We start from the raw sequence: 19,066 nt of genomic DNA on the forward strand, positions 1-19,066 counted from the left end.
CAAGCGCCCCACCAGGAGTCGGTGAGCGTTCCTGAGGGCGCCAAGGATCTGGTAACAGCCATAACCAATGCCGGAATGCTTGTCGGCTGGCGGCTGACCGAATCGGAGTGGGATCGGGTAACAGCGCTCGCAGCCCGTTGGGGAAATGAACGGCTGGTCGAGATGATCGTGCGGCGATGGAATACAGTCCGCCCCCCACAGTCGGCCCGCTACCTGCTTCGCATCTGGGCGGACCTCCCGTCACACGCCCCCGCAGCGGCATCCCAAGAAAACGTCGTTCCCCTGCGTCGACCGCCCGGAGGCTGGGCGCCTTTTCAGAACACAGCAGAACCCAGTGCTTACCAGAACGGATTTTGATCATGGCAGAGCCGGAACGCGTAGGCAGCGCCAGGTCAATGCGCCGCATGGAACGAATACTCGCCGCGAAAGGAATTCAGGTGTCCGACAGCACCGCCGACGACTCACGGGAAGAAAACCCGGGGGACCGCGAATGGCACCGCCGAGCCCGCGCCGAATACGCACTGAACCGGTGGCGGACCGCGGCCCCTCCCCGGTTCAGCAACGCTGAGGCGACGATCCCGGAGGTCACCGCGTGGGCTGATCGCGCTCTCACGGAGAACTCCGCCGCTGGCGCTCTCCTCCTCACCGGCCTGACCGGTACAGGGAAGACGCACCAGGCGTACGGGGCTCTGCGCAGGATCGCGGCCGGCGGCCCGGACCGGTTCGAACTGATCGCAGTCAACTCGGCGGACATGTACGGCAACCTGCGTCCCTCACAGGTGATGGGCGCGGCGGAACGGGAGCTGCGAAAGCTCAGCGAAGTTCAGTACCTGCTGCTTGATGACCTCGGCACGGCGAAAACCTCGGAGTGGACCGAGGAGGTGACGTATCGGCTCATCAACTACAGGTACAACCACTGCTTGCCGACGATCATCACGTCCAATCTGCCAGCCCGTGACGACAACGGGCCGGACCTGACCGACTTCGTCGGGGCCCGGGTGGCAAGCCGCCTGGCCGAGATGGTGACCAGCCTCGTGCCGATGATCGGCGCCGACCGGCGGCGCGGCGGGAGGGCGGCCTAATGCCCGTCCGACTTCGAGGTGCGTCCCGAGACGCCGCAGACTTGTCCACAGCCTGTGGATACGTCGGTCCCGGCAGCCGGTTCGCGAATCCGTTCCGGGCTGGAGACCCCGCTCCCTCTCCCTTCGGCCCGCCGATGGACTCGGCAGAGGCCGTGGATCTCTTCACCGCCACGCTTCGCGGCCCGGTAGGCCGCTTCTATGCCGCCCGGTTCGCCCGTGCCCTGCGTGGTCTCGACCTGATGTGCACCTGCCCCCTCGACGTGCCGTGCCACGCAGACATTCTCCTCTGCATTGCTAACGAACCCCGCGACGGCGACACGATCCGCTCCCTGGAAGGCCCTCGATGAGTCACCCGATCATGTTCGCCGCGGCCCAGCGCCTCGCGACCGCCGAGGAGCGGCGCAAAGCCGCGCGGGAGAACGCGTTCCGCACCTGGGGTCCGCGGTCCGTCACGGCGGCCTCGAAGTACGCGCGCCGCATCCTGGGTGACACAGCAGTCACCCTCGACTGGGAGGTTCTGGGTCTCCTTTCCTTCGAAGAACACCTCCAAGCCTTCGCTTCGCTCGACACAGTCGGGGGCCAGCACCTGGAGCTGTACTACAGCGACGAAGGAAGCACGGAACGCATCCTGCTGCGTGTGTCGTGCGTGAGTTGCCCCAGTCAGCATGTGCACGAGGTGACGTCCCTGGAACAGCTCGGACAGTTGCTCTCCCAGACACCTGCATGGGGATCCATCGACCCGCGCGACGGAGGCAACCTCTGATGTCACGGGCGCACATAGAGGCGACGGCGGCCGAACCGCAAGGGGGCTACACCCTTCGCGGTATGACGGCCTGGGACCGTTCCGCGATCATCCTGCTCGGCGCGGCCGGCTTCGCGTTCTCATACGACGCACTGCGGCAGATCGCCATCGCGATCCACGCACGGGAAAGCCTGAGCTACCTGTTTCCGGTGTTCATCGACGGGTTCATTGCGTACGGCGTCCGAGCGATCGTGCTCCTTCGCCACCAGCGCTTCGGCGCTCGGCTTTACGCCTGGTTCCTCTTCCTTGCGGCCACCGGGGCGAGTCTCGGCGCGAACGCCCTTCATGCCATCACGCTGAACGACGGTCCGCAGGCCGGACGGTCCGCACTGCACCTCACGGACAGCGTCGTCGGGGTGCTGTCGACGCTCGCTCCGCTTGCATTGGCGGGCTCCGTACACCTCTACATCCTGATGGCGCGGACCGCCGAATTGTCAGTCACGGACGGCGCGGACAACGGTCCCGGACCGGTCCGCCAAGAGGTTCCGTCGCTCAATAGGGTCGCGGTTCCGCCGGAACCTCGTCCGTTGGAGACAACGACAACAACCGAGTCACGAAGCCTTGTCGCCGGTCCGTCCGCAGCAGACAGCTCCGCTGCGGCCCCCGTGGACCTGCGGAAACATGAGCCGGACCGAGACTACGAGTCGCGTGCGGACGAGCCCAGTACAGATGCATCTGCGGGTGCGGACGACGCGGACGGGAGCGCCTGCGACATGGGCGGACCGACTGTCTGCCTCGCGGACCACGGGGCAGCGACGGCGCCCGCGACGGCGGACAAGCCTTCCGTCCCGACGGCGGTCCGCACCCCTGCGGACGGCGAAAAGCCGTCCGTCCCGGACGGCGCGGAGTACACGCAGGACCGGGAGGCCGACGACGAGTGGCTGGCGGAGCTACTGCCGATCGCACGGGCCGCTTCCCAGCAGGCCGGACGGATCAGTCGCGACGCGGTGGCAGGGGCCGTCCGCGCACACCAGCCGATCAGCAACGACCGGTTGGGCGTTCTGCTGGCCCGTCTGAAGGATGAGGAGGAAGAGGCGGCGAGGACACCCGCCACTGCCTCCAGCGCCCTCTGGTGATCTCATCTCATGAGTGCCCCCCGTGGTCTCTGCGACTCGCACCGCAGAGACCACGGAAGGCCTGCTTGATCAGGAAGGAATGACCATGTGGCTTCGCCGACGAGACCGGGCGGAGGACGCAGTCCACCCCGACGCCGTGCAAGCAGCGTCCGCACTCGCGTTTCACCTCCAGAGCGGTGGCGAACTTGTGCCAGTCCAGGTGGACGATCTCCCTCTCGCGGACGGGGAGGTCGCCTTCGCGGATGTGACCTGCTCGGCCGCCCGCTTCTACGGAACCGAGGTCGTCTACCCGCAGTCGGCTGGTTTCTTCGAGAACCACCCGACCTTCAGCCGGCGGTGGGTGCCCAACAACCGCCTCGACGCCCGGCGGCGCCAGGAGGCAGAAGCGGCCGCCGCGCCGCAGTGGCGCGATCACACCGTGGCCCGGGTGGTCCTCACCTCAACCGGCGTACGGCTCAGGCCGCGCAAGTCGCCAACCTGGCTGCCGTTCGACCACGCCCTCCTCACCGAAATCACGGCGGGACAGCCCGAGGTAGTGCTCTCATACAGCGTGTGCGCGCCCTTGCTCCTCGCCGGCTCAACTGCACCGTGGCTCGGCGTAGCAATCGAGCACCTACTGTACGGCCATAAAGCTCATAGCTCAGTCTTGCCGAGGTGCTCTTAGGGAAGCGTGACCAACAGGTTGACTCCGCAATCCGGAATGGCGCGGAGTGCTCGTCAAGGATCGTGGACAGCAACTGGAGGGCGTCACATGGAGCGCTCTGGCACCCGTGGCCGTAGAGAATGGGTGACAACATTTTTCGGCGTGGTCATCTGGTTCCACTTATAGACACCTCAGCATCCAGTCGTGTTCCAGCTCAACGAAAGCAGTATTTGCGCACATCGGTTGCCGCACCGGAAAAACACCTAATTGCAATTAGAAATGTGCTACCGTAGCAGCCAGTAGTCCGCACATGAGGTGTGGGCCCCGCACTTCGGTCGACAGCGTCGGCGCGGAGCCCACCGGGCGGAGTGCATCGAGGGGGCCTGCCCTGGCCGGTGGGCCCCCTCTCATCGTCCAAGGTCAGGCGCCTACAACTCCCGCCACACGCAAAGCGTGTAGTAGATGAGCTGCGCGACTACGACCAAGGGCCCCAGCGCACGGCGGACCCGTGCCCAGAGACGTCGATGTTGCCTCTCCGCCGGCTTTGATCCCTCATCAGGCTCTTGTCCGGCAGTCATTTTACCTTTCACCTCCCTTCACATTTAAGCCCCACTAATCGCCAGACAGCGTTAAGGGGGGCGAGAATTGCACCACCGAGACTTCTTGACATGCAGGATCTCCGGGCCCTCTGTCTGTAAGTCGCGGTAGTTGTGATCAACATAGGCGATCGGGTCGAATGAGCCCCAGGGCGCATCCGCATTCTTCACCTGGGCATCCCCCGACCATCTCAAGGTCATTTACCTACGGTACCAACACCGCTGGCCCTCTGGATCCCCCTGATGTCAATGTCCCGAGAATTACGTCATGCCCCCTGCAACGGGAAGGGGCGCACCGAGGGCGCACCATGGCGAATGCATTCGCGCGGCCTGATCCGGCCTTGAACGGCCGGATTGCCCTGCTCAAGGTGGTCGGAACCCTGCCAAACACGACCTTCCCCGAGGAGCCGTACCACTACTTCGAGCTGTGCCAGAGCTTCGACATCCACAGCGACGATTCCGCGCTCGCCGACAGGCCGGTGCCCTCGCCGTCCCGGATACGGCGGCGCCACATGTGGCCGAAGACGTCCTCGGCGAGGGTAAGCAGCCGGTCGTGCGAGGCGAGGTTGCGCGAGAGCGCGCGCAGCTGGATGGTCCGCTTCAGCAGCTGCGCCGAGAAGTCGTGCATGGACCACGTCAGCGGCGGGCCGAGCCGCTCGCTGCCCTGCACAACCTCGCGCGTCATCCGGCTGGTGATACGGCCGCGTTCGACGAGGCGTTCCATGACGGCGACGGGGCACGAGCAGCCGTCGTTGGTGGCCTGGTGGCGCATCAGGTCGTGGACGAGGATGGCGGCGACAGAGAGGGAGAAGTACTCGGACTCCAGTTCCTGTCCCGTCGTACGCCAGGGGATGTCCTCCAGGGGCCAGCGGTCGGGGTCGAAGCGGGCGATGCCCGACCAGTACTGCTGGGTCAGCTCCCAGCGCAGCCGCAGCGCCTCGGCGAGCTTCTGCTGTTCGGCGTTGAGCAGGCCCAGGGTGAGGGTGCGCTCGGAGAACAGGTCCTGGATACCGTCGAGGGCGACCACGGTGAAGTAGAGATACGGCACCGGGTCGGCGGCACCCTTGGGCTGCGGCCCGATGGGTTCGTCGGTCTCGACCTCGGGGGCGTCCTGCACCAGGCTCCACGACCAGCCGCACTCGAAGAACTGGTTCTCGTCCTTGAGGCCCGCCTGGACGTCGATACCGAGGGAGAGGCTCTCCACGATCGCGGCGCGCAGCGCACGGAAGCGGCTCTGGTACATGCTCAGCACCTGCCGCTGCGACAGCCGTCCCTGGCCGAGGAGTTCGACCAGGTTGCGGCCCTGGGCGGAGTCGGCGTCGAAGGCGTTGACGGTGAAGGAGCGCAGCAGGCTCACCATGGCGGCGGTGAGCCGGTTGCTGGTGGCCGAACGCAGCTCGGCGATCGTCTCCTGGATGTCGCTGCGTCTGGTCCTGGTCTCGTAGACCTTGAGGAAGCCGAGCGTCGCCAGGCAGAGAGTGATCGACATGGAGAAGGAGTCGACCACGCCGAGCCGGCGCTGTTCCTCGGTGGGCTCCCCCTGGGCCTTGTCCTGGGATCCGAAGTAGTAACCCCCGGCGAAGGTGGGCCTGTTGTCCTCGCCGGTGTGGGTGCGCATGAAATCGGACGCGGCCTTGACGAGGTTGGCCGGGAGGTCGAGCCGCCCACCGGCCTTCCTCAGGGCCTGCTGGACGTCCTCCTGTGTGGTGTCCGGGTCGTCCAGCCGGAACGCGGGGATCTCGAAGTCCTGCGCCAGCTGCGCCCCGAGTCCCGCCAGGGCGCCTGACGTGGAAACGCCTAGAATCCCCAGCTCTCTGTTCACTGTGAGCCGCCTACGGGCGGTCATGTTTGCGCCCGGTGGGGACCAAACCACCCGAAATGGTCTCGCCTGCCACAGAAGTCGGAACCTAGTTCCAGGAATTAGGTTCCGACTTTTTGGTGATTCGAGTTGTCCGCGAACCCCTGCAAGGATTCAGGCACGGCCAACGCCACAAGGCATTTCCCGGCCGTTGGAGATCCGCTTTCCGGTCTCCCGCTAATCAAGCAAGGGGGCGATGGCCTTGATATGAGTAACGGCCACTGAAGCTCGACCGTTGCGCACTATGCCGCAGGTTGAGCATGAACGCTGGATTCGGCGCCGACGCGAAGCGCGATCGAATTCTCCTGTAACCGAGAATCACGACGGACGGTGGCCACAAGGCTCCGGCCTGATCCTCGAATTCTCCGGCAGCCGTCGATAAAGTCCGCGGGAGGAATCCCCCCTCTTCCCGCGAAGGGGTGGCGCGGACCCCGACCCCACGGGCCGCGCCACCCAATCTCTCGAAATCCCGTGCACCAAGGTTGTGGTTCCCGCATGCCTCGATACACCCGTTTCATACCTATATATGCCGCAATGGGGATAGTCGGTTCTCTGGCTGTCCTGTCGACCGGCTGCTCCAGTCCGGACAACGGCCAATCAAAGACCACGACCACACAGCCACACTCCGTCTCGGCGGGCATCACCAACGCGACCTCGCCGAGCCCGGGAAGCCCTGTACCACCGCCAACTTCCGTCTTGCCGAAGGACGTTGAGCACACGGCAAGGGCCTTCACCGCAGCCTACGCCGAGCACGACGCACGCGACGGCAAGGACAGCTCGTACGCCGATGCCGGCGCGCGGGCGGCCAAGCTCGCCTCCGGTGAGCTGGTAGGCATCCTGAGCCAGAAGCGGCCGGGCCAAGACGCCCCGTGGGCAGCCCTTCGCGCCGAGAAGGCGCGTCAGACGGTGAAGATCGCCTCAGTCGTGGTCCCCGACGGCGCACCCTCCGTCAGTTGCTCCTCGGCCCTCGTACGAGTCGGCTACACCCTCACGACAACCCCGAAGTCCGGCCAGGCAAGTCACAGCAGCGGACAACTCGTCCTGCGCATGGAGCACACCTCCGACGGCTGGCGCGTCACCGCCCTGCCCTGGGCGTGACGGGGTCGCCGTGAACAAAGCCATACAAGGCGGCCTGGCGCTCCTCACAGCAATGATCGTTTCGGCTATGGCCCTACTGACCACGTTCGGCGGGGCTGACAGCGCCTCCGCCCAGGAAACCGGCCCAGGGGGCGACATCCTGACGGACGCCCCGGTGCCGGGCTGGGTCCGTGAACTCATCAATAAGCATGCAGGCGAGTGCCCGCAGGTCACGGCCTCCCTCTTGGCGGCTCAGCTCTTCCAGGAGTCGAGCTTCAACCGGGACGCGGAGTCCAAGGACAAGAACGGCAACCCGATCGCACTGGGAATCGCGCAGTTCACGCCTGCGACCTGGGCCGCTCACGGTGTTGACGGCGACGGAGATGGGGTCAAGGACGTCTTCAACCCCGCCGACGCTATCGCGGCGCAGGCGAAGTACGACTGCACGCTTGCCGAAGAGGTCAAGGGGGTGCCCGGGGACTCGACGGACAACATGCTCGCCGCATACAACGCGGGCGGCGGTGCCCTGATCCATTTCGGTGGTATCCCGCCTTACTCCGAGACGCGCGACTACGTCCGGAACATCCGCCAGCTGGCGGCGAAGTGGGCCGCCGCAGTCCCGCCGAATGCCCCGGCCGGCAAGGGCGCTGCCCGCGCCATCGCCGCCGCGAAGACGGCCCTGGGCACCTGGTACCAGTGGGGCGGCAGCTGCATCTCGCCGTACAAGGGCGAGGGCGGCTGCGACTGCTCGTCGCTCACCAAGATGGCCTGGTCCTCAGCGGGCGTGAACCTCCCCCGGGTCACGTACGACCAGGTGCACGCCGGGACCGCCGTCACGAGCATTGCTCAACTCACCCCGGGTGACCTGTTGTTCAGTGTCCCCGGCAGTGCTGGGCCTGAGCACGTGGGCATGTACATCGGCGACGACCAGGTCATCGACGCCCCTCACACAGGGGCCCAGGTGCGGATCAAACCGCTCAGTTACTGGAAAGCGCAGATTATCGCGATGCGGCACGTCGGCTGATCACCGCCTTATTGCCTCTTGGGGCGAAGAAGCGGTGTGCCAGTGCCCTGATATCTGCCGAAATTCCAACGCATCAGGCCTGCCTCATACAGAGCCGATAAATGCGCCGCACCCACCCGATCCATTTGAAGCCCACTCTGCGGTTGAACCTAGGCCGCTGACGCCTTCCGTGAATCGCCCGAATGGGCAAGTCCCATGAAGAACCATCCACCGAAAGGAATCCGATGAATCTCCGTACCTCGCGCCTGGCCGCCTCGGCCGTGCTGGCGTTGTCGCTGACCGCAAGCGTCTCGGTGTCCGCCATCTCGACGGCCAGTGCTGCCGAGATGCCGTGCAAGCCGGGGGCCTATTTCGAAATCCACGGCAGCGGCGTGCACCTCCGCGCGGGGGCCGGTGTCGGCTACAAGTCCCTGGGCCTTTTGTACAAGGGCGACTGGGGACGAAAGCTGGAAAAGAAGGGGAGCTGGATCAAGTTGAGGCTCGGGCAGAGGTCGCGTTCGGGGCTGGCCAAGGGCACGACGGGCTGGGTCGCATCGCGATACGCCTACGACTGCACGCCGATGCAGCTCGACTGATCCGGAATTTTCCACGCCCAGGGAACCCCCTCCCATTCGATATCCAAAGCAATAGAGGAAAGAACATGCACAACTTCCTGTCGGCCGCGGCCGACCCTGCCTTGCACACGACCCTCGCCGCCGGAGTCGACGTCGTGTCCGGCGTGAAGCCGGACTGGGGCCCCTTCGGGAAGCTCGGCAACACGGCCAAGGTCATCCTCGGCGTCATCGCCGCCGTCGTCCTCGTCGTCGGCGCTGGCGCGTTCCTCGCGGGCATCGGCAAGTCCAAGGGGTGGTTCGGTGAAGGCCACTCCACCATGGAGAGCTCGCGCGGCAAGGGCATGATGGTCGGCGGTCTGACCTGCATCTTCCTCGTGGCCTCCTTCGGCACCATCTTCGTCATCACGTACGGCATGGGTGTGTGACCCATGACCTCCCGATCCCGAAGGAGGAACGACTCCTCCAGGAAGGCGGCCGGAGCAGGCAAGCCGTCGGCCAAGCTCTGGGGCGTCGCACTCGCCGGGGCAGCAATGGTCACTGCGGCCGGAGTGATCGTCAGTCTGGCCACGGGCAACCCCCGCGCCTCCGCTCCGACCGCGTCAGCACCTGCCCACTCGGCACCGCAGAAGGGCGGAGTGGGCATACGTGAGCTGGATGGCGTCCCCGTGGGCTACCCGCACACACAGGCCGGCGCGAAGGCTGCGGCGGCCAACTACACCACGGTGAGCGGCAGTTCCGACTTCCTCACGGACAAAGCCGCTCGACACCGTGCCGTATCGGTCATGGCGGCCAAGGGCACCGCCGGAACAGCGGTGAAGGAGGCAGATCACGCCGCTGGTGAAGCACTCAGCGCACTGCGGGGCGACAACTCCAAGGTGTCCGACAGGAAGGTCATCGCGCGTACCGGTGTCCTTTCGGCTCATGTCCTGGGCTTCGACACTCACGGCGCGATGGTCCGACTGTGGACGACAACGGTTCGCGGCAGCGCGACCGGGCACGCGACGCCCAAGACGGGCTTCCGGTCGGTGACGGTCACGCTCACCTGGGAGTCCAACGACTGGAAGCTGAAGTCCAGTTCGAGCACAACCGGCCTGGTCGCGCCGATCGACGAGCGCCAGGCATCCAACGTCACAAGCGACTTCTCCGACTACGTACCGGCTGCTGCAGAAGACCCTGTGCTGAGCGGTTCGGTTGGTCAGGACGGGTTCCCGGCACCGTACACACGCAACGAGGGCGGCGCCCGCGCCGCCGCTGTCAGCGCCACCATGCTCTACGGCGACCCGCGGTTCTTCACCGATGAGGACTGGCGGCACCGGATGCTGACGTCCACCGCAGCGAAGAGCGTGGTGGACTCGGTCACCTCGGACTCGGACTCGACGGCCCGCCTGGTCATGGAGAACCGCGGGGTCGGCGCCGACGGCAGGACCCTCGACGGGAGTGAGCTGATCACACGGACGGCGGCACTCGCCACCCGCCCGATCTCCTACTCAGGCCAGGCCGCGAGCATCGAGCTGTGGACCGCGTCGGTGGGCGGGGTCGCGGGCAAGGACGAGGCTCAGCGCCCGCAGGTCGCCTTCCTTCGGATGACCGTGGACCTGGTCTGGGAGGACGGCAGCTGGAAGACGACAGCTGTCACTCCCTCCGAAGCGCTCGTGCCGTCGCCGCCGGCCATGCAGGAGGCGGACCCGGCCGACAGCTTCGCGGACGTGGGGGGTGCCAGCAATGCGCCTGCGACTGCGTGATGACGTCCCCGGCCTGCTGACCGTCGAGCGTGGCACGCCGAGCCGCTGGCGGCGCCGCCTTCAGACGGTGGCCATGGTCAATGTGATCATCGGATTCCTGTTCGTGCCCTCTGCGGTGGCCAATCCGTTCTGCTACATCCCGATGGTGTGCGAGGTGAAGTCGGCGATCGACTTCGTCAAGGACCCGCTGGGCTTTCTGCTCCAGAAGCTCACCGAGGCCAACATCTGGTTTCTGCGCAAGATGCTGGAGCTGATCCAGAACACGACGAAGATCGATCTCACCTCGGCCAGCTTCCTGAAGCAGTACGCCCTCATTTTCGCGGCCTCCAGCCTGCTGACTGTGGCGCTGTGGCTGATCGCCGTGGCCAAGCGGGCGGTCCGCGGGGTCGCGATCACCACCGCGGTCTCCGAGGCGATCGGCTTTCTGCTCCTCCAGTTCGTGGTCAACGCGTTGACGCCGGGCGCCATTGCCTTGCTGATGAGGGCTATTGACGAGGTCACAGCCGTCTTCGAGCCCTACGCGACGGCGAACTTCAAGCCGTTCCTGGAGAACATCCTCAAAGTGATGGCCGCGGACCACCAGGACGGTGTGGGCCAGCTGATGGCCGTGAACCTCATCATGATGTTCGGCGCGCTGCTGATGTGGATCGAGCTGTTGATCCGGGGCGCGGCAATCTACGTGGCCGTCGCGCTCGGGCCCATCGTGAACGCCGGGCTGGTCGACCGCGATTTGTGGAAGAAGAGCAAGAAGTGGTTCGGCGCCATCCTCGCGATCGGCCTGAGTAAGCCCGTGCTGTTCGCTCTGCTCGGCCTGGGCGGGGCGGTCCTCAGCGACAGCACGGGCAACATGTCCGACGCGGTCTCCAAGACGCTGGTCGGTGCGCTGATCCTCCTGCTCGCCGTCTTCGCGAGCGCCACCCTCTACAAGTGGGTGCCCGCCTTCGGCGACGAGATGGCTCAGCTTCACCACGACCGGAAGACTGCCCAGTCGTCGGGTCCGGCCGCTGTGATCGACGGTCCCGGCCAGCACGCGAACCGTGCGATCAACTCGCATGTGCAGGACTCCTTGGTCGGCGGCAGCGCGAAAACGGCTGGCAGTAAGTCGGCAGGCGTCAAGATGGGCGGCGGAACGGCCGTGGCCGGGCCGGTCGCTGCCGGGGCGACCCTGGGCAAGGCCGGCGTCGACATGGCGAAGAAAAAGGCCGCGAGTTCCCCTGGCATGCAGGGCGCCGAAGCCGCCAACGGTGGCGGCGCCGAACAGTCCGAAGGCCAGCAGGGCAGCAACCAGGTCGGTACCTCCGGTGCACCGGCCGCAGCTCGCCCCGGGGGAGCGACCTCCGGCCCAGTCGTCAGCTCTTCTCCCGACTGGTCCTCGGCTGGCAGTCACGCAGCGTCCGGCCGCCCACCAGGAAGCAGCGGTGCCCCGAGTACGGCACAGCCGCCCTCGCCGCCGGCTCCCCGCCCATCGGGCTCCCTTCCGGCGCCACCCGCCTCCCCCTCCTCTGCATCAGGAACCACCTCGGGCTCCGGACCCTCGGTGACGCCTCCGCCCCCGCCACGGTCGTCGGGCGGCCAGGCACCCGGACGTCCGAACCCCAGCAAGGATCAGTGACCCATGTCGACTCGTACGTATCAGTTCGGAAAGCACCGCCCTACGGGGCTGGTAGGCCGTCGCGACCTCGGCGAACAGGTCGTTCTCGGTGGCGGTGCGGTAACCGGCATCCTGTTCGGCTACCTCTTCAACGGCGTGACGGCTATCGCCGCGGCATGCCTCGTCCTGCCGATCCTGCTCGCCCTGGTCATCGTGTACGCCCCGTACCGGCCGAAGGGCACGTCCCAGCGGCGCACGTTGTATCGCTGGTGGCGGATCAACCGGTACCACCGCAAGGCGCTCCGCCGTACCGGCGGCGTGTGGGTGTCCCCGGCCTTCGAGGCCGGCGTGAGCCGTGACGGCACACCGCCGGACGCAGCCCTGGCGGAGCCGGAGGGCATCACGGGCATGACGTGGGTGCCCGTCACAGTCCGGGGGCAGAAGGCCGTCGTAGTCCTCCAGCCGGAGGCCGGGTGCGTGACTGCCACCCTGGAAATCGCCTCCCCCGGCCTCGGTGGCAAGGAAGTCGGTGAACAGGTCGTCGCCCTGGAGCGGTGGGGCGAACTGCTCGACGCCTTCGGCAATGTCGAGGAGCACCCGGTGAAGCGGGTTCAGGTCCTCGCCCGGCAGATGAAGTCCGACCCCTACGCCCACCAGCGGTTCATCGCGCAACGCGACGAGTCGGCGGCGACGGCTGACGCTCCGCAATGGCTGAAGGACTCATACGACGTGCTGGCCAACGCCGTGTCCACCTCGGCGGAGGAACACCGCTACTACATCACCATCCACGCGAAGTTCACCCGCGATCTGGCCGCCGAAGGCGCGGCCCGAGGCACCGGTGACGAAGGGGTCGCTGCCGCCATGGCCGCGTACCTGGAAGAACTGTGGTCCCGCGCGGAGGACGCCGACCTCTCCGTGATCGCGCCTCTGGACGAGGGCCGGATGACCGCGTTCATCCGCAACTCCTACGACCCGGACCACGCCATCTGGGACACCGCCCTCCCGCAGGCGCACGCTTTCCCGCGCAACGTCGACGTTCGCAGCGGCGCTCACGTCGCCACCCGGGCCGCAGGCTCCACCGACAGTTGGTTCCACGCCACGGCCGCCGTCGTCGGGTGGCCCACCACGCCCGTAGGCCCCGACTTCCTGTCGCCCCTGCTGATCGGGATGCCCGACGTGATCCGCACCATCGCGATCACGCAGCAGCTTGAGCCGAACGACAAGGCCGTGGAACGGATGCTCGCGGAGGACACGAACAACCAGGCGGAAATGGACCGCGACCGTAAGCGCGGCAAGAACATCGACCCTCGCGACCTGATCGCGGCGGACGCCACCGGATCACGGGGCATGGCCCTGGCGTCTTCGGGCGCGGCCGGTTCCGCCGTCGTCGGCTACATCACTATCTCCTCGCGCAGCGCCGAGGAGCTGGAGCGCACGAAGCGGACGACCGCTTCCCGTGCCCGCAACGCTCACCTCCGGATCGAATGGCTCGACCTCGAACACGCTCGCGCCTTCGCCACGACCCTCCCCCTCGCCGGAGGCATCAAGTGACCGACCTGCTTGATCTCACTCCGTTGTCCCCGATGTACGAGACGGTACGCCGGCCGCTCTACACGGAGACGACCACCAGCCAGGCCCTGTACCTGCCCATCGCACCTCCGACCCTCGGCACTGCGGGCGCGATCATCGGCCGGGAGCTGTATTCGGGCAAGGCGTTCATCTACTGCCCCTTCAGCGCCTTCGGCGACGGCCTCCCCGGCGGCAACATGATCGTGATGGGCGACACCGGCCGGGGGAAGTCGGCCCTCACCAAGACCTACACCGCGCGACAGATCCGCCTCGGGCGTCGGGTGGTCGTGCTCGACACCAAGGAACAAAAGGAGCGGGAGGAGGGCGAGTGGGCCGCTCTCGGCCGCTCGCTGACCGGCAAGGCCCCGGTGAAGTTCGCGCCGGGTGGCGGTCGCGGGGCCTCGTGCATCAACCCGATGGACCCCGCCATCGCGGGCAAGCGGCAGATCGAGCTGGTACGGACGATCGTCGAACTCGGCCTCGGCAAGCCCTTGGACGAGTTCGCCGGCTCCGCTCTGCGCATCGCGATCCGCCGGGCCCACCGGCGTGCGGGAGACCTCGGCCGCACGCCGGTCCTCGCGGACGTCGCCGCAGCCCTCCGGCAGCCGGACGAGTCCGACGCCACGGCCAAGCAGCGGACGCGGGACGAACTCCTCGGTGACGGCCTGGAGGCGTCCTACGTCCTGGACCGGCTCTGCGGGAGCGAACAGGACGCGACCGGCGACCTCACCGGCATGCTCGACGGGCCGACCAGCCTCGGCGTGGACCTCGACGCCGACATGATCGTCTTCGATCTGACGAAGGTCCCGTCCGGCGGCGTCGCCATGACCATCCTCGTCGCCGTCATCAGCGTCTTCCTCGAAGAGGTGTGGCTGCGCCCGCTGTGCGAGTGCGGAACGGAACCGGGACAGCACGAACGTGTCGTGGTCGACGCGAACTCCGGAGCCTGGGAACTGGGGCCGAACCCGGAATCGGGCTGCCGCCGCTACACCCAGCGCAAGCGCATCCTCGTCTGCGAGGAGGCGTGGCACATCCTCGGAACTCCCCAACTCGCCTCGCTGCTGGAGAAGTTCCTCAAATTTGCTCGTGGCTACGGGCTCAGCTGCATCTTCATCGTCCATCACCTGTCGGACATCGATGACAGCCCGGAGACCCAAGCGGCACTGAAGATGGCCGACACCATCGTGATCTACAGCCAGAAGAAATCCGAGGCAGAAGCGACGGTGTCCCGGCTGGGCCTGCCGTCGTGGACGGCGGAACACATCATGCGCCTGCGCCGCGGAATCGCTCTGTGGAAGGTCGGCGAGGTCATCTATCCCGGCGTCCAACACCTCCTGGTCGAGGCCGAGCAGCATCTGTGCTTCTCCTCCGGCTCGATGACCGACCTGACCAGCGCCTCCCCGGACACCGAATGAGCAGGTACCGCCATCTCGCCGCCGACCTCTTCCACTCAGATTCGGAGCGCGTCCCCTCCATGACCATCACCACCGACGCGACCATGCTTCCGGCCGATGAGCACGCGGTGCGGCAGGACATTGACCAGCTGCACGCCGCTGCGCTCGCACTCGCGGACCGTACGAAGGCGCTGGCCAGCGTGCTGGACCATGGTGACTACTCCGCCGCCGGGGGCCGCGTCCGGACGGCCGTCGCCCACATCTGGCGAGCTGCCGAGGACCTGCACAGCGCCTTCCACACGGCACCGCCGCGCTGTGCCGGGCCCGACGCGTCCCTCTCTCGGCTCTGCGGTCGGCGGATGCGCTACCTCGCGGCCCGCGTCGCACGGAGGGCCGAGTAGTGGACATCATGCCCGGCGGGATCTCCCTGGCCCTGTACGCCCTCACCGTCGTGTGCGCGGCAGCCCTGCTGACGCTCTGGTTCTTGACGAACCGGGGCCGCCGCAATGCCGGATTCGCAAGCAAGGGCCAGCTGAAGCGCCAGATGTCGGCCAGGGCGGTCCTGAGAGCAACGGAGATCCGTCCCTCTCTCGCCCGCGCTGACGCCCCACCCGCCCGTGCATCAGCGGTGAGCCTCGCGAAGGACCGCTCCGCCGGTCGTTGAATCAGCCCCCTCCTCGCCCCACCTCGTTCCGGAGCACGTCATGCACCACCCCCTTGATCCTCACGACTTCGGCTATTCGCTAGGAACCTCGCAACGCCCGAAGGGCGTAGAGCTGTGGTCCCGCGCCGACAAGGCATGCCGGGTCGTCGGTCCCATGGGCAGCGGAAAGACTCTGCGCTTCTTCGCACCGTTGATTCGCAGCTGGGCCGGTCCGGTCCTGGCTACCTCGACCAAGCCTGACCTGGTCGAACTGACCCTCGACGCACGGCGGCGTGACGGGCGACCCGTCCTGGGCTTCGACCCGCAGAACATCGCGCCCTCCCTCCCGAAGTTCCGTTGGACGCCGATCACCGGTGCGTCCGAAACGGAGGTCGCGATGATGCGTGCCAAGGCGTTCGTCGCGGGTTCACGGGCTCCCGGTTCCGCGGCACAGTCCAGCGAGGGCAGCGCCTTCTACAAGGGACAGGCTTCCAAGATCCTCGCTGCCTTCTTCCACGCCGCCGCTCTCGACGGCGCCGACCTCAGCTGGGTATTGAAGTGGGCCCGCAAACTCACGGACCCCGCGCCCCTGGGCATTCTCAACGCTCATCCCGGGGCTGGCCCCGGCTGGGCAGACATGCTCCGCACTGCCACCACGGGGGACAGCCGCACCGTTGGCAATACCGCCTCGACCCTCGACGCGGCCCTCGAACCCTTCATGCACGAGTCGGTGATCCGCGCTCTCCAAGGAGACGGAGAGGACGCTACGGATTTCCACGAGTTCCTTGACGCAGGAGGCACCATCTACCTGCTCGGCAAGGACTCGGAGGTGAACAGCGTCGCACCCCTGACCACGGCGATAGCAGAAGACCTGCTGGACGTCGCAGAGGCTCACGCCGTCGTGTCCCCGGCCGGGCGACTCGACCCGACCCTCCTCGCCGCTCTGGACGAGGCACCGAACATCGCGCCCATTCCAAGCCTCCGCCAACGAGTCGCCGACGGACGAGGACGAGGCATCACGGTCATCTACGGCCTCCAGGCCTGGGCGTCCGCCCACGCCCGCTTCGGCGAGGACACCGCGAAGGAGCTGGCGGCGTTCACCAACAATGTCGTGGTCTTCGGCGGAGCCAAGGACCCGGCCTTCCTCAAGGACATGTCCGACCTGTGCGGTCAGGTCGAACGGGAGCGCAAAACGAAGACCACGACCGGGGGAGACCGCGGCGGCCACTCGACCGCCACGCACATGGCGCTGGAACCGGTCCTGCGCGGAGACGAGATCAGGAGCCTGCCGGAAGGCCACGCCTTGGTGCTCGCGGACAACCTCCCGCCCGTCGTCACCCGTCTCGACGGCATGTGGACCTGGGAGTCCTGGACCGAGATCGAAGGTCACGTCCGCGACCTGCGAGCGGCCAACGAAGCGGAGCGCGCACGGCAGGCCACAGCGAAGAAGAGCCAGGCCAAGGCTCACGCCGCCGCATGGGCTGGCCGCGAGCGGGTGGCTGCCGCATGACGAATCCCCTTGCCCGATTCGAGCCTTTCCCCGAGCCGCCCGCGTTGATCCTGGAGTACATCGCAGAGCGGAGTGCGGAGGAGTCCGCGGTCGACGGCCCTGCTCCGTGGGACCTGGGGGCTCTGCCAGCTGAGTTGATCGCGCCGATGCCCGCGTGGCTCGACTCAGTGTGCCGCTGGCTCAACTGGGCGTATGCCTGGCAGCCCCAGGACGTCATCCCACCGTGCTGGACGAAGCACGAGGGCCTTGGGTACGAGATCGCGGCCCTCGCCTTCGCGCGACCCGATGCGTACGCGGACGCGGGCTCCACCGTGATCTGGCACGAGCAGTACGACCGGTTCCTCACACGGATGAACAAGGCCCTCGGCAAGGCCGGCGACGAATGCCGGGTGGGACGCCACGAGGACCGCCCGGCGCGCTTTCAGCTCGCAGCCTGGCCCGCACAGGTTGCCGGAGACGGCGAAGAACCCGAGCCCGCGCAGCGAATCGGGGCGATGGCGTGATGATGACGAACCCTGACATGGTCTTCTCGACGGCCCCCCGTCGAGGACTGCTGGCTCGAAGCGGCTGGGAACAGGAAGAGGCTCGAACCGTCCTACGCGATCTCGGCTGGGAGTGGGAGGAAGAACTTCACGCTCTCGTCCCGCCGGACGACGTACCAGACATCGACGCCGGCATTCAAGCGGTGGCGGAACTGCACCTGCACGGGCACCGAACCGGATACGCGATAGGACCGTACGGCACGATGCGGCTAAGCCTGGCACGCGCAGAACAGGTATTCACGAAGCTCACGGCTCAGCAACCCGCGCAGGTCCAAGCTGAAGAGAATCCCGAAAACGAATCTCAGGCACCATCACGGCGGAAGTCGGCTCTTGGTGGCAGTGCCGCCTCGCTGGACACCATCCCGGTGAGAGAACCGGACAGTCCCGCCATTTGAGGGCGCAGGGTCGGACGCCGGGCGTTCCGCGCTGGCCCGTGTGCTCCAGGGCCTGGACGAGTTGGCCGCGCGTAGGTGGGGTTGCGGGGCGCTTAGGATTCGCTTCCGTGGCAGACATCCCCGACGAATTGATCAAGCTGGAACGTTCCGCTGAAGATGCGCGCACGAAGCTCGGCGGTCTCGACGGTGAGGCGTACGACGCGCAGTGGAAGGCGTGGCGTGACGACGCCGCGAAGTTCCAGGCCGCGGTGACGGAGTACGCGGCGCGCGAGGATGCGGGCATGTCGCGGTACGAGCTGGAGCAGGCGGTGAAGAAGGCGGTGCGGCACGCCGTGCCAGAGGGCTGACGGCTACGTCTGGTCGGGCCAATCGACCAGCGTCGTGCGCTCGGCCTCGTCGACCAGGACGACGCGCCCCTGGGTGCGGGCCCTGGCGGCCATCTCGCCGCACACCGAACACGGCAGCAGCGATGAATGCTGCGAAAGCTCTCGCAGTCGGCAGGTTTGCCCGGCGCCGGATCCAGCGCGGACAGATCGACGCGCTGCTACCGCAGCAGCTCACCCACGCTGTCACGCACTCACGGGTATAGCCCTTGTGCGGCGAAAAAATCCTTCCAGTCCTGCGCGGCCTGCTTGGCAACGACCAGACCGTCTAGGGTCTGATCCCGCCATTCAATCGTCACGGTTACAGGTGGACCACCTGAGACCGCGACGATGCGCGCTTCGTGACCTTCATCCCGCGTGTGGTGTTTGAAGGTGTTCGTAATCGCCGCTGCGATACGCAGAGATTGAGTGCCCATTACCCGATTCAGGGCACGATTGGACACCTCTGCCTGGGGGTCGAGTCTGATGTGTTCTCCCAGGTGATAGCAAGAGATGAAGAATCCATATACATCAAGGCAGAAGCCGGTGATGTTGATCTCTTCACTAGTGCACCATTGCTCCATCCGCGCGAAGCCCAACTCCACC

Annotated in this window: 20 protein-coding genes and 1 pseudogene; 19 read left to right on the forward strand and 2 right to left on the reverse strand. The window is 66.7% G+C overall.

The genetic code is table 11. The annotated features are described in order from the left end of the window. Positions 1-404 precede the first annotated feature (404 nt). The 5 genes from LJ657_RS43915 to LJ657_RS43935 are packed head-to-tail and all read left to right on the forward strand — an operon-like array spanning position 405 to position 3,624. Positions 405-1,082: an ATP-binding protein gene (locus tag LJ657_RS43915; protein ID WP_372488062.1), complete on the forward strand. Its 678-nt coding sequence runs from the start codon at positions 405-407 to the stop codon at positions 1,080-1,082. After that, positions 1,082-1,429 carry a DUF4326 domain-containing protein gene (locus tag LJ657_RS43920; protein WP_232655322.1) on the forward strand — a complete coding sequence of 116 codons (348 nt, stop codon included), beginning with the start codon at positions 1,082-1,084 and terminating at the stop codon, positions 1,427-1,429. Before LJ657_RS43915 ends, LJ657_RS43920 begins: the two co-directional genes overlap by 1 nt. Continuing rightward, positions 1,426-1,845 carry a DUF6195 family protein gene (locus LJ657_RS43925; protein WP_232655323.1) on the forward strand — a complete coding sequence of 140 codons (420 nt, stop codon included), beginning with the start codon at positions 1,426-1,428 and terminating at the stop codon, positions 1,843-1,845. Before LJ657_RS43920 ends, LJ657_RS43925 begins: the two co-directional genes overlap by 4 nt. Then, positions 1,845-2,960 carry a DUF2637 domain-containing protein gene (locus LJ657_RS43930; RefSeq protein WP_232655324.1) on the forward strand — a complete coding sequence of 372 codons (1,116 nt, stop codon included), beginning with the start codon at positions 1,845-1,847 and terminating at the stop codon, positions 2,958-2,960. The genes LJ657_RS43925 and LJ657_RS43930 overlap by 1 nt, the downstream gene beginning before the upstream one ends. Positions 2,961-2,982: 22 nt before the next feature. Next, entirely contained in the window at positions 2,983-3,624 is a 642-nt protein-coding gene (locus LJ657_RS43935) for a hypothetical protein (protein ID WP_232655325.1), read from the forward strand. Positions 3,625-4,671: 1,047 nt separating this feature from the next. Here the strand turns inward: LJ657_RS43935 and LJ657_RS43940 are convergent. Then, positions 4,672-5,940 (reverse strand): annotated as a pseudogene (locus LJ657_RS43940) (SCO2524 family protein); the annotation flags it as partial. 813 nt (positions 5,941-6,753) lie between these two features. On the opposite strand from LJ657_RS43940, the gene LJ657_RS43945 reads away from it, so the two are divergent. The 14 genes from LJ657_RS43945 to LJ657_RS44010 all read left to right on the forward strand — a co-directional run bounded on the left by LJ657_RS43945 (position 6,754) and on the right by LJ657_RS44010 (position 18,445). Beyond that, complete coding sequence (locus LJ657_RS43945; RefSeq protein WP_232655326.1) at positions 6,754-7,155, forward strand: hypothetical protein; 402 nt, start codon at positions 6,754-6,756, stop codon at positions 7,153-7,155. 67 nt (positions 7,156-7,222) lie between these two features. Continuing rightward, complete coding sequence (locus LJ657_RS43950) at positions 7,223-8,158, forward strand: C40 family peptidase (protein WP_232655327.1); 936 nt, start codon at positions 7,223-7,225, stop codon at positions 8,156-8,158. A gap of 224 nt (positions 8,159-8,382) precedes the next feature. Next, complete coding sequence (locus tag LJ657_RS43955) at positions 8,383-8,733, forward strand: SH3 domain-containing protein (RefSeq protein WP_232655328.1); 351 nt, start codon at positions 8,383-8,385, stop codon at positions 8,731-8,733. A 65-nt stretch (positions 8,734-8,798) separates the two neighbouring features. Continuing rightward, the gene (locus LJ657_RS43960) at positions 8,799-9,137 is read left to right on the forward strand and encodes a DUF8827 family protein (protein ID WP_232655329.1); all 339 of its coding nucleotides are present in this window, start codon (positions 8,799-8,801) and stop codon (positions 9,135-9,137) included. Positions 9,138-9,140: 3 nt separating this feature from the next. Beyond that, positions 9,141-10,454, forward strand: a complete 1,314-nt coding sequence (locus LJ657_RS43965) for a hypothetical protein (RefSeq protein ID WP_232655330.1) — start codon at positions 9,141-9,143, stop codon at positions 10,452-10,454. Next, complete coding sequence (locus LJ657_RS43970) at positions 10,435-12,066, forward strand: hypothetical protein (protein WP_232655331.1); 1,632 nt, start codon at positions 10,435-10,437, stop codon at positions 12,064-12,066. The genes LJ657_RS43965 and LJ657_RS43970 overlap by 20 nt, the downstream gene beginning before the upstream one ends. Before the next feature lie 3 nt (positions 12,067-12,069). Continuing rightward, entirely contained in the window at positions 12,070-13,596 is a 1,527-nt protein-coding gene (locus tag LJ657_RS43975) for an SCO6880 family protein (RefSeq protein WP_232655332.1), read from the forward strand. Then, positions 13,593-15,029 (forward strand): putative type IV secretion/conjugal transfer ATPase, encoded by a 1,437-nt coding sequence (locus tag LJ657_RS43980; protein WP_232655333.1) that lies wholly within the window; start codon positions 13,593-13,595, stop codon positions 15,027-15,029. Before LJ657_RS43975 ends, LJ657_RS43980 begins: the two co-directional genes overlap by 4 nt. Beyond that, positions 15,026-15,409, forward strand: coding sequence for a DUF6238 family protein (locus tag LJ657_RS43985; RefSeq protein ID WP_232655334.1), 384 nt, complete (start codon positions 15,026-15,028; stop codon positions 15,407-15,409). Before LJ657_RS43980 ends, LJ657_RS43985 begins: the two co-directional genes overlap by 4 nt. Then, a complete protein-coding gene (locus LJ657_RS43990) occupies positions 15,409-15,672 on the forward strand; it encodes a hypothetical protein (RefSeq protein WP_232655335.1) in 264 nt (87 codons plus the stop codon). Before LJ657_RS43985 ends, LJ657_RS43990 begins: the two co-directional genes overlap by 1 nt. A 40-nt stretch (positions 15,673-15,712) precedes the next feature. After that, positions 15,713-17,161, forward strand: a complete 1,449-nt coding sequence (locus LJ657_RS43995; RefSeq protein WP_232655336.1) for a type IV secretory system conjugative DNA transfer family protein — start codon at positions 15,713-15,715, stop codon at positions 17,159-17,161. Next, the gene (locus LJ657_RS44000; protein ID WP_232655337.1) at positions 17,158-17,664 is read left to right on the forward strand and encodes a hypothetical protein; all 507 of its coding nucleotides are present in this window, start codon (positions 17,158-17,160) and stop codon (positions 17,662-17,664) included. Before LJ657_RS43995 ends, LJ657_RS44000 begins: the two co-directional genes overlap by 4 nt. Positions 17,665-17,681: 17 nt before the next feature. Beyond that, positions 17,682-18,098 (forward strand): hypothetical protein, encoded by a 417-nt coding sequence (locus tag LJ657_RS44005; protein WP_232655338.1) that lies wholly within the window; start codon positions 17,682-17,684, stop codon positions 18,096-18,098. Positions 18,099-18,205: 107 nt separating this feature from the next. Then, positions 18,206-18,445, forward strand: coding sequence for a hypothetical protein (locus tag LJ657_RS44010; protein WP_232655339.1), 240 nt, complete (start codon positions 18,206-18,208; stop codon positions 18,443-18,445). 230 nt (positions 18,446-18,675) lie between these two features. Here the strand turns inward: LJ657_RS44010 and LJ657_RS44015 are convergent, their stop codons facing one another. After that, positions 18,676-19,065: a hypothetical protein gene (locus tag LJ657_RS44015; RefSeq protein WP_232655340.1), complete on the reverse strand. Its 390-nt coding sequence runs from the start codon at positions 19,063-19,065 to the stop codon at positions 18,676-18,678. Position 19,066 lies beyond the last annotated feature (1 nt).

The organism is Streptomyces guryensis, assembly GCF_021261325.1.
Classification (GTDB): domain Bacteria; phylum Actinomycetota; class Actinomycetes; order Streptomycetales; family Streptomycetaceae; genus Streptomyces; species Streptomyces guryensis.

What these genes read in the sequence shown, in the direction of transcription:
- LJ657_RS43915 (WP_372488062.1), top strand. Translation starts at nt 405, where the DNA reads ATGGAACGAATACTCGCCGCGAAAGGAATTCAGGTGTCCGACAGCACC.
- LJ657_RS43920 (WP_232655322.1), top strand. Translation starts at nt 1,082, where the DNA reads ATGCCCGTCCGACTTCGAGGTGCGTCCCGAGACGCCGCAGACTTGTCC.
- LJ657_RS43925 (WP_232655323.1), top strand. Translation starts at nt 1,426, where the DNA reads ATGAGTCACCCGATCATGTTCGCCGCGGCCCAGCGCCTCGCGACCGCC.
- LJ657_RS43930 (WP_232655324.1), top strand. Translation starts at nt 1,845, where the DNA reads ATGTCACGGGCGCACATAGAGGCGACGGCGGCCGAACCGCAAGGGGGC.
- LJ657_RS43950 (WP_232655327.1), top strand. Translation starts at nt 7,223, where the DNA reads ATGGCCCTACTGACCACGTTCGGCGGGGCTGACAGCGCCTCCGCCCAG.
- LJ657_RS43955 (WP_232655328.1), top strand. Translation starts at nt 8,383, where the DNA reads ATGAATCTCCGTACCTCGCGCCTGGCCGCCTCGGCCGTGCTGGCGTTG.
- LJ657_RS43960 (WP_232655329.1), top strand. Translation starts at nt 8,799, where the DNA reads ATGCACAACTTCCTGTCGGCCGCGGCCGACCCTGCCTTGCACACGACC.
- LJ657_RS43965 (WP_232655330.1), top strand. Translation starts at nt 9,141, where the DNA reads ATGACCTCCCGATCCCGAAGGAGGAACGACTCCTCCAGGAAGGCGGCC.
- LJ657_RS43970 (WP_232655331.1), top strand. Translation starts at nt 10,435, where the DNA reads ATGCGCCTGCGACTGCGTGATGACGTCCCCGGCCTGCTGACCGTCGAG.
- LJ657_RS43975 (WP_232655332.1), top strand. Translation starts at nt 12,070, where the DNA reads ATGTCGACTCGTACGTATCAGTTCGGAAAGCACCGCCCTACGGGGCTG.
- LJ657_RS43985 (WP_232655334.1), top strand. Translation starts at nt 15,026, where the DNA reads ATGAGCAGGTACCGCCATCTCGCCGCCGACCTCTTCCACTCAGATTCG.
- LJ657_RS43995 (WP_232655336.1), top strand. Translation starts at nt 15,713, where the DNA reads ATGCACCACCCCCTTGATCCTCACGACTTCGGCTATTCGCTAGGAACC.
- LJ657_RS44000 (WP_232655337.1), top strand. Translation starts at nt 17,158, where the DNA reads ATGACGAATCCCCTTGCCCGATTCGAGCCTTTCCCCGAGCCGCCCGCG.
- LJ657_RS44005 (WP_232655338.1), top strand. Translation starts at nt 17,682, where the DNA reads ATGGTCTTCTCGACGGCCCCCCGTCGAGGACTGCTGGCTCGAAGCGGC.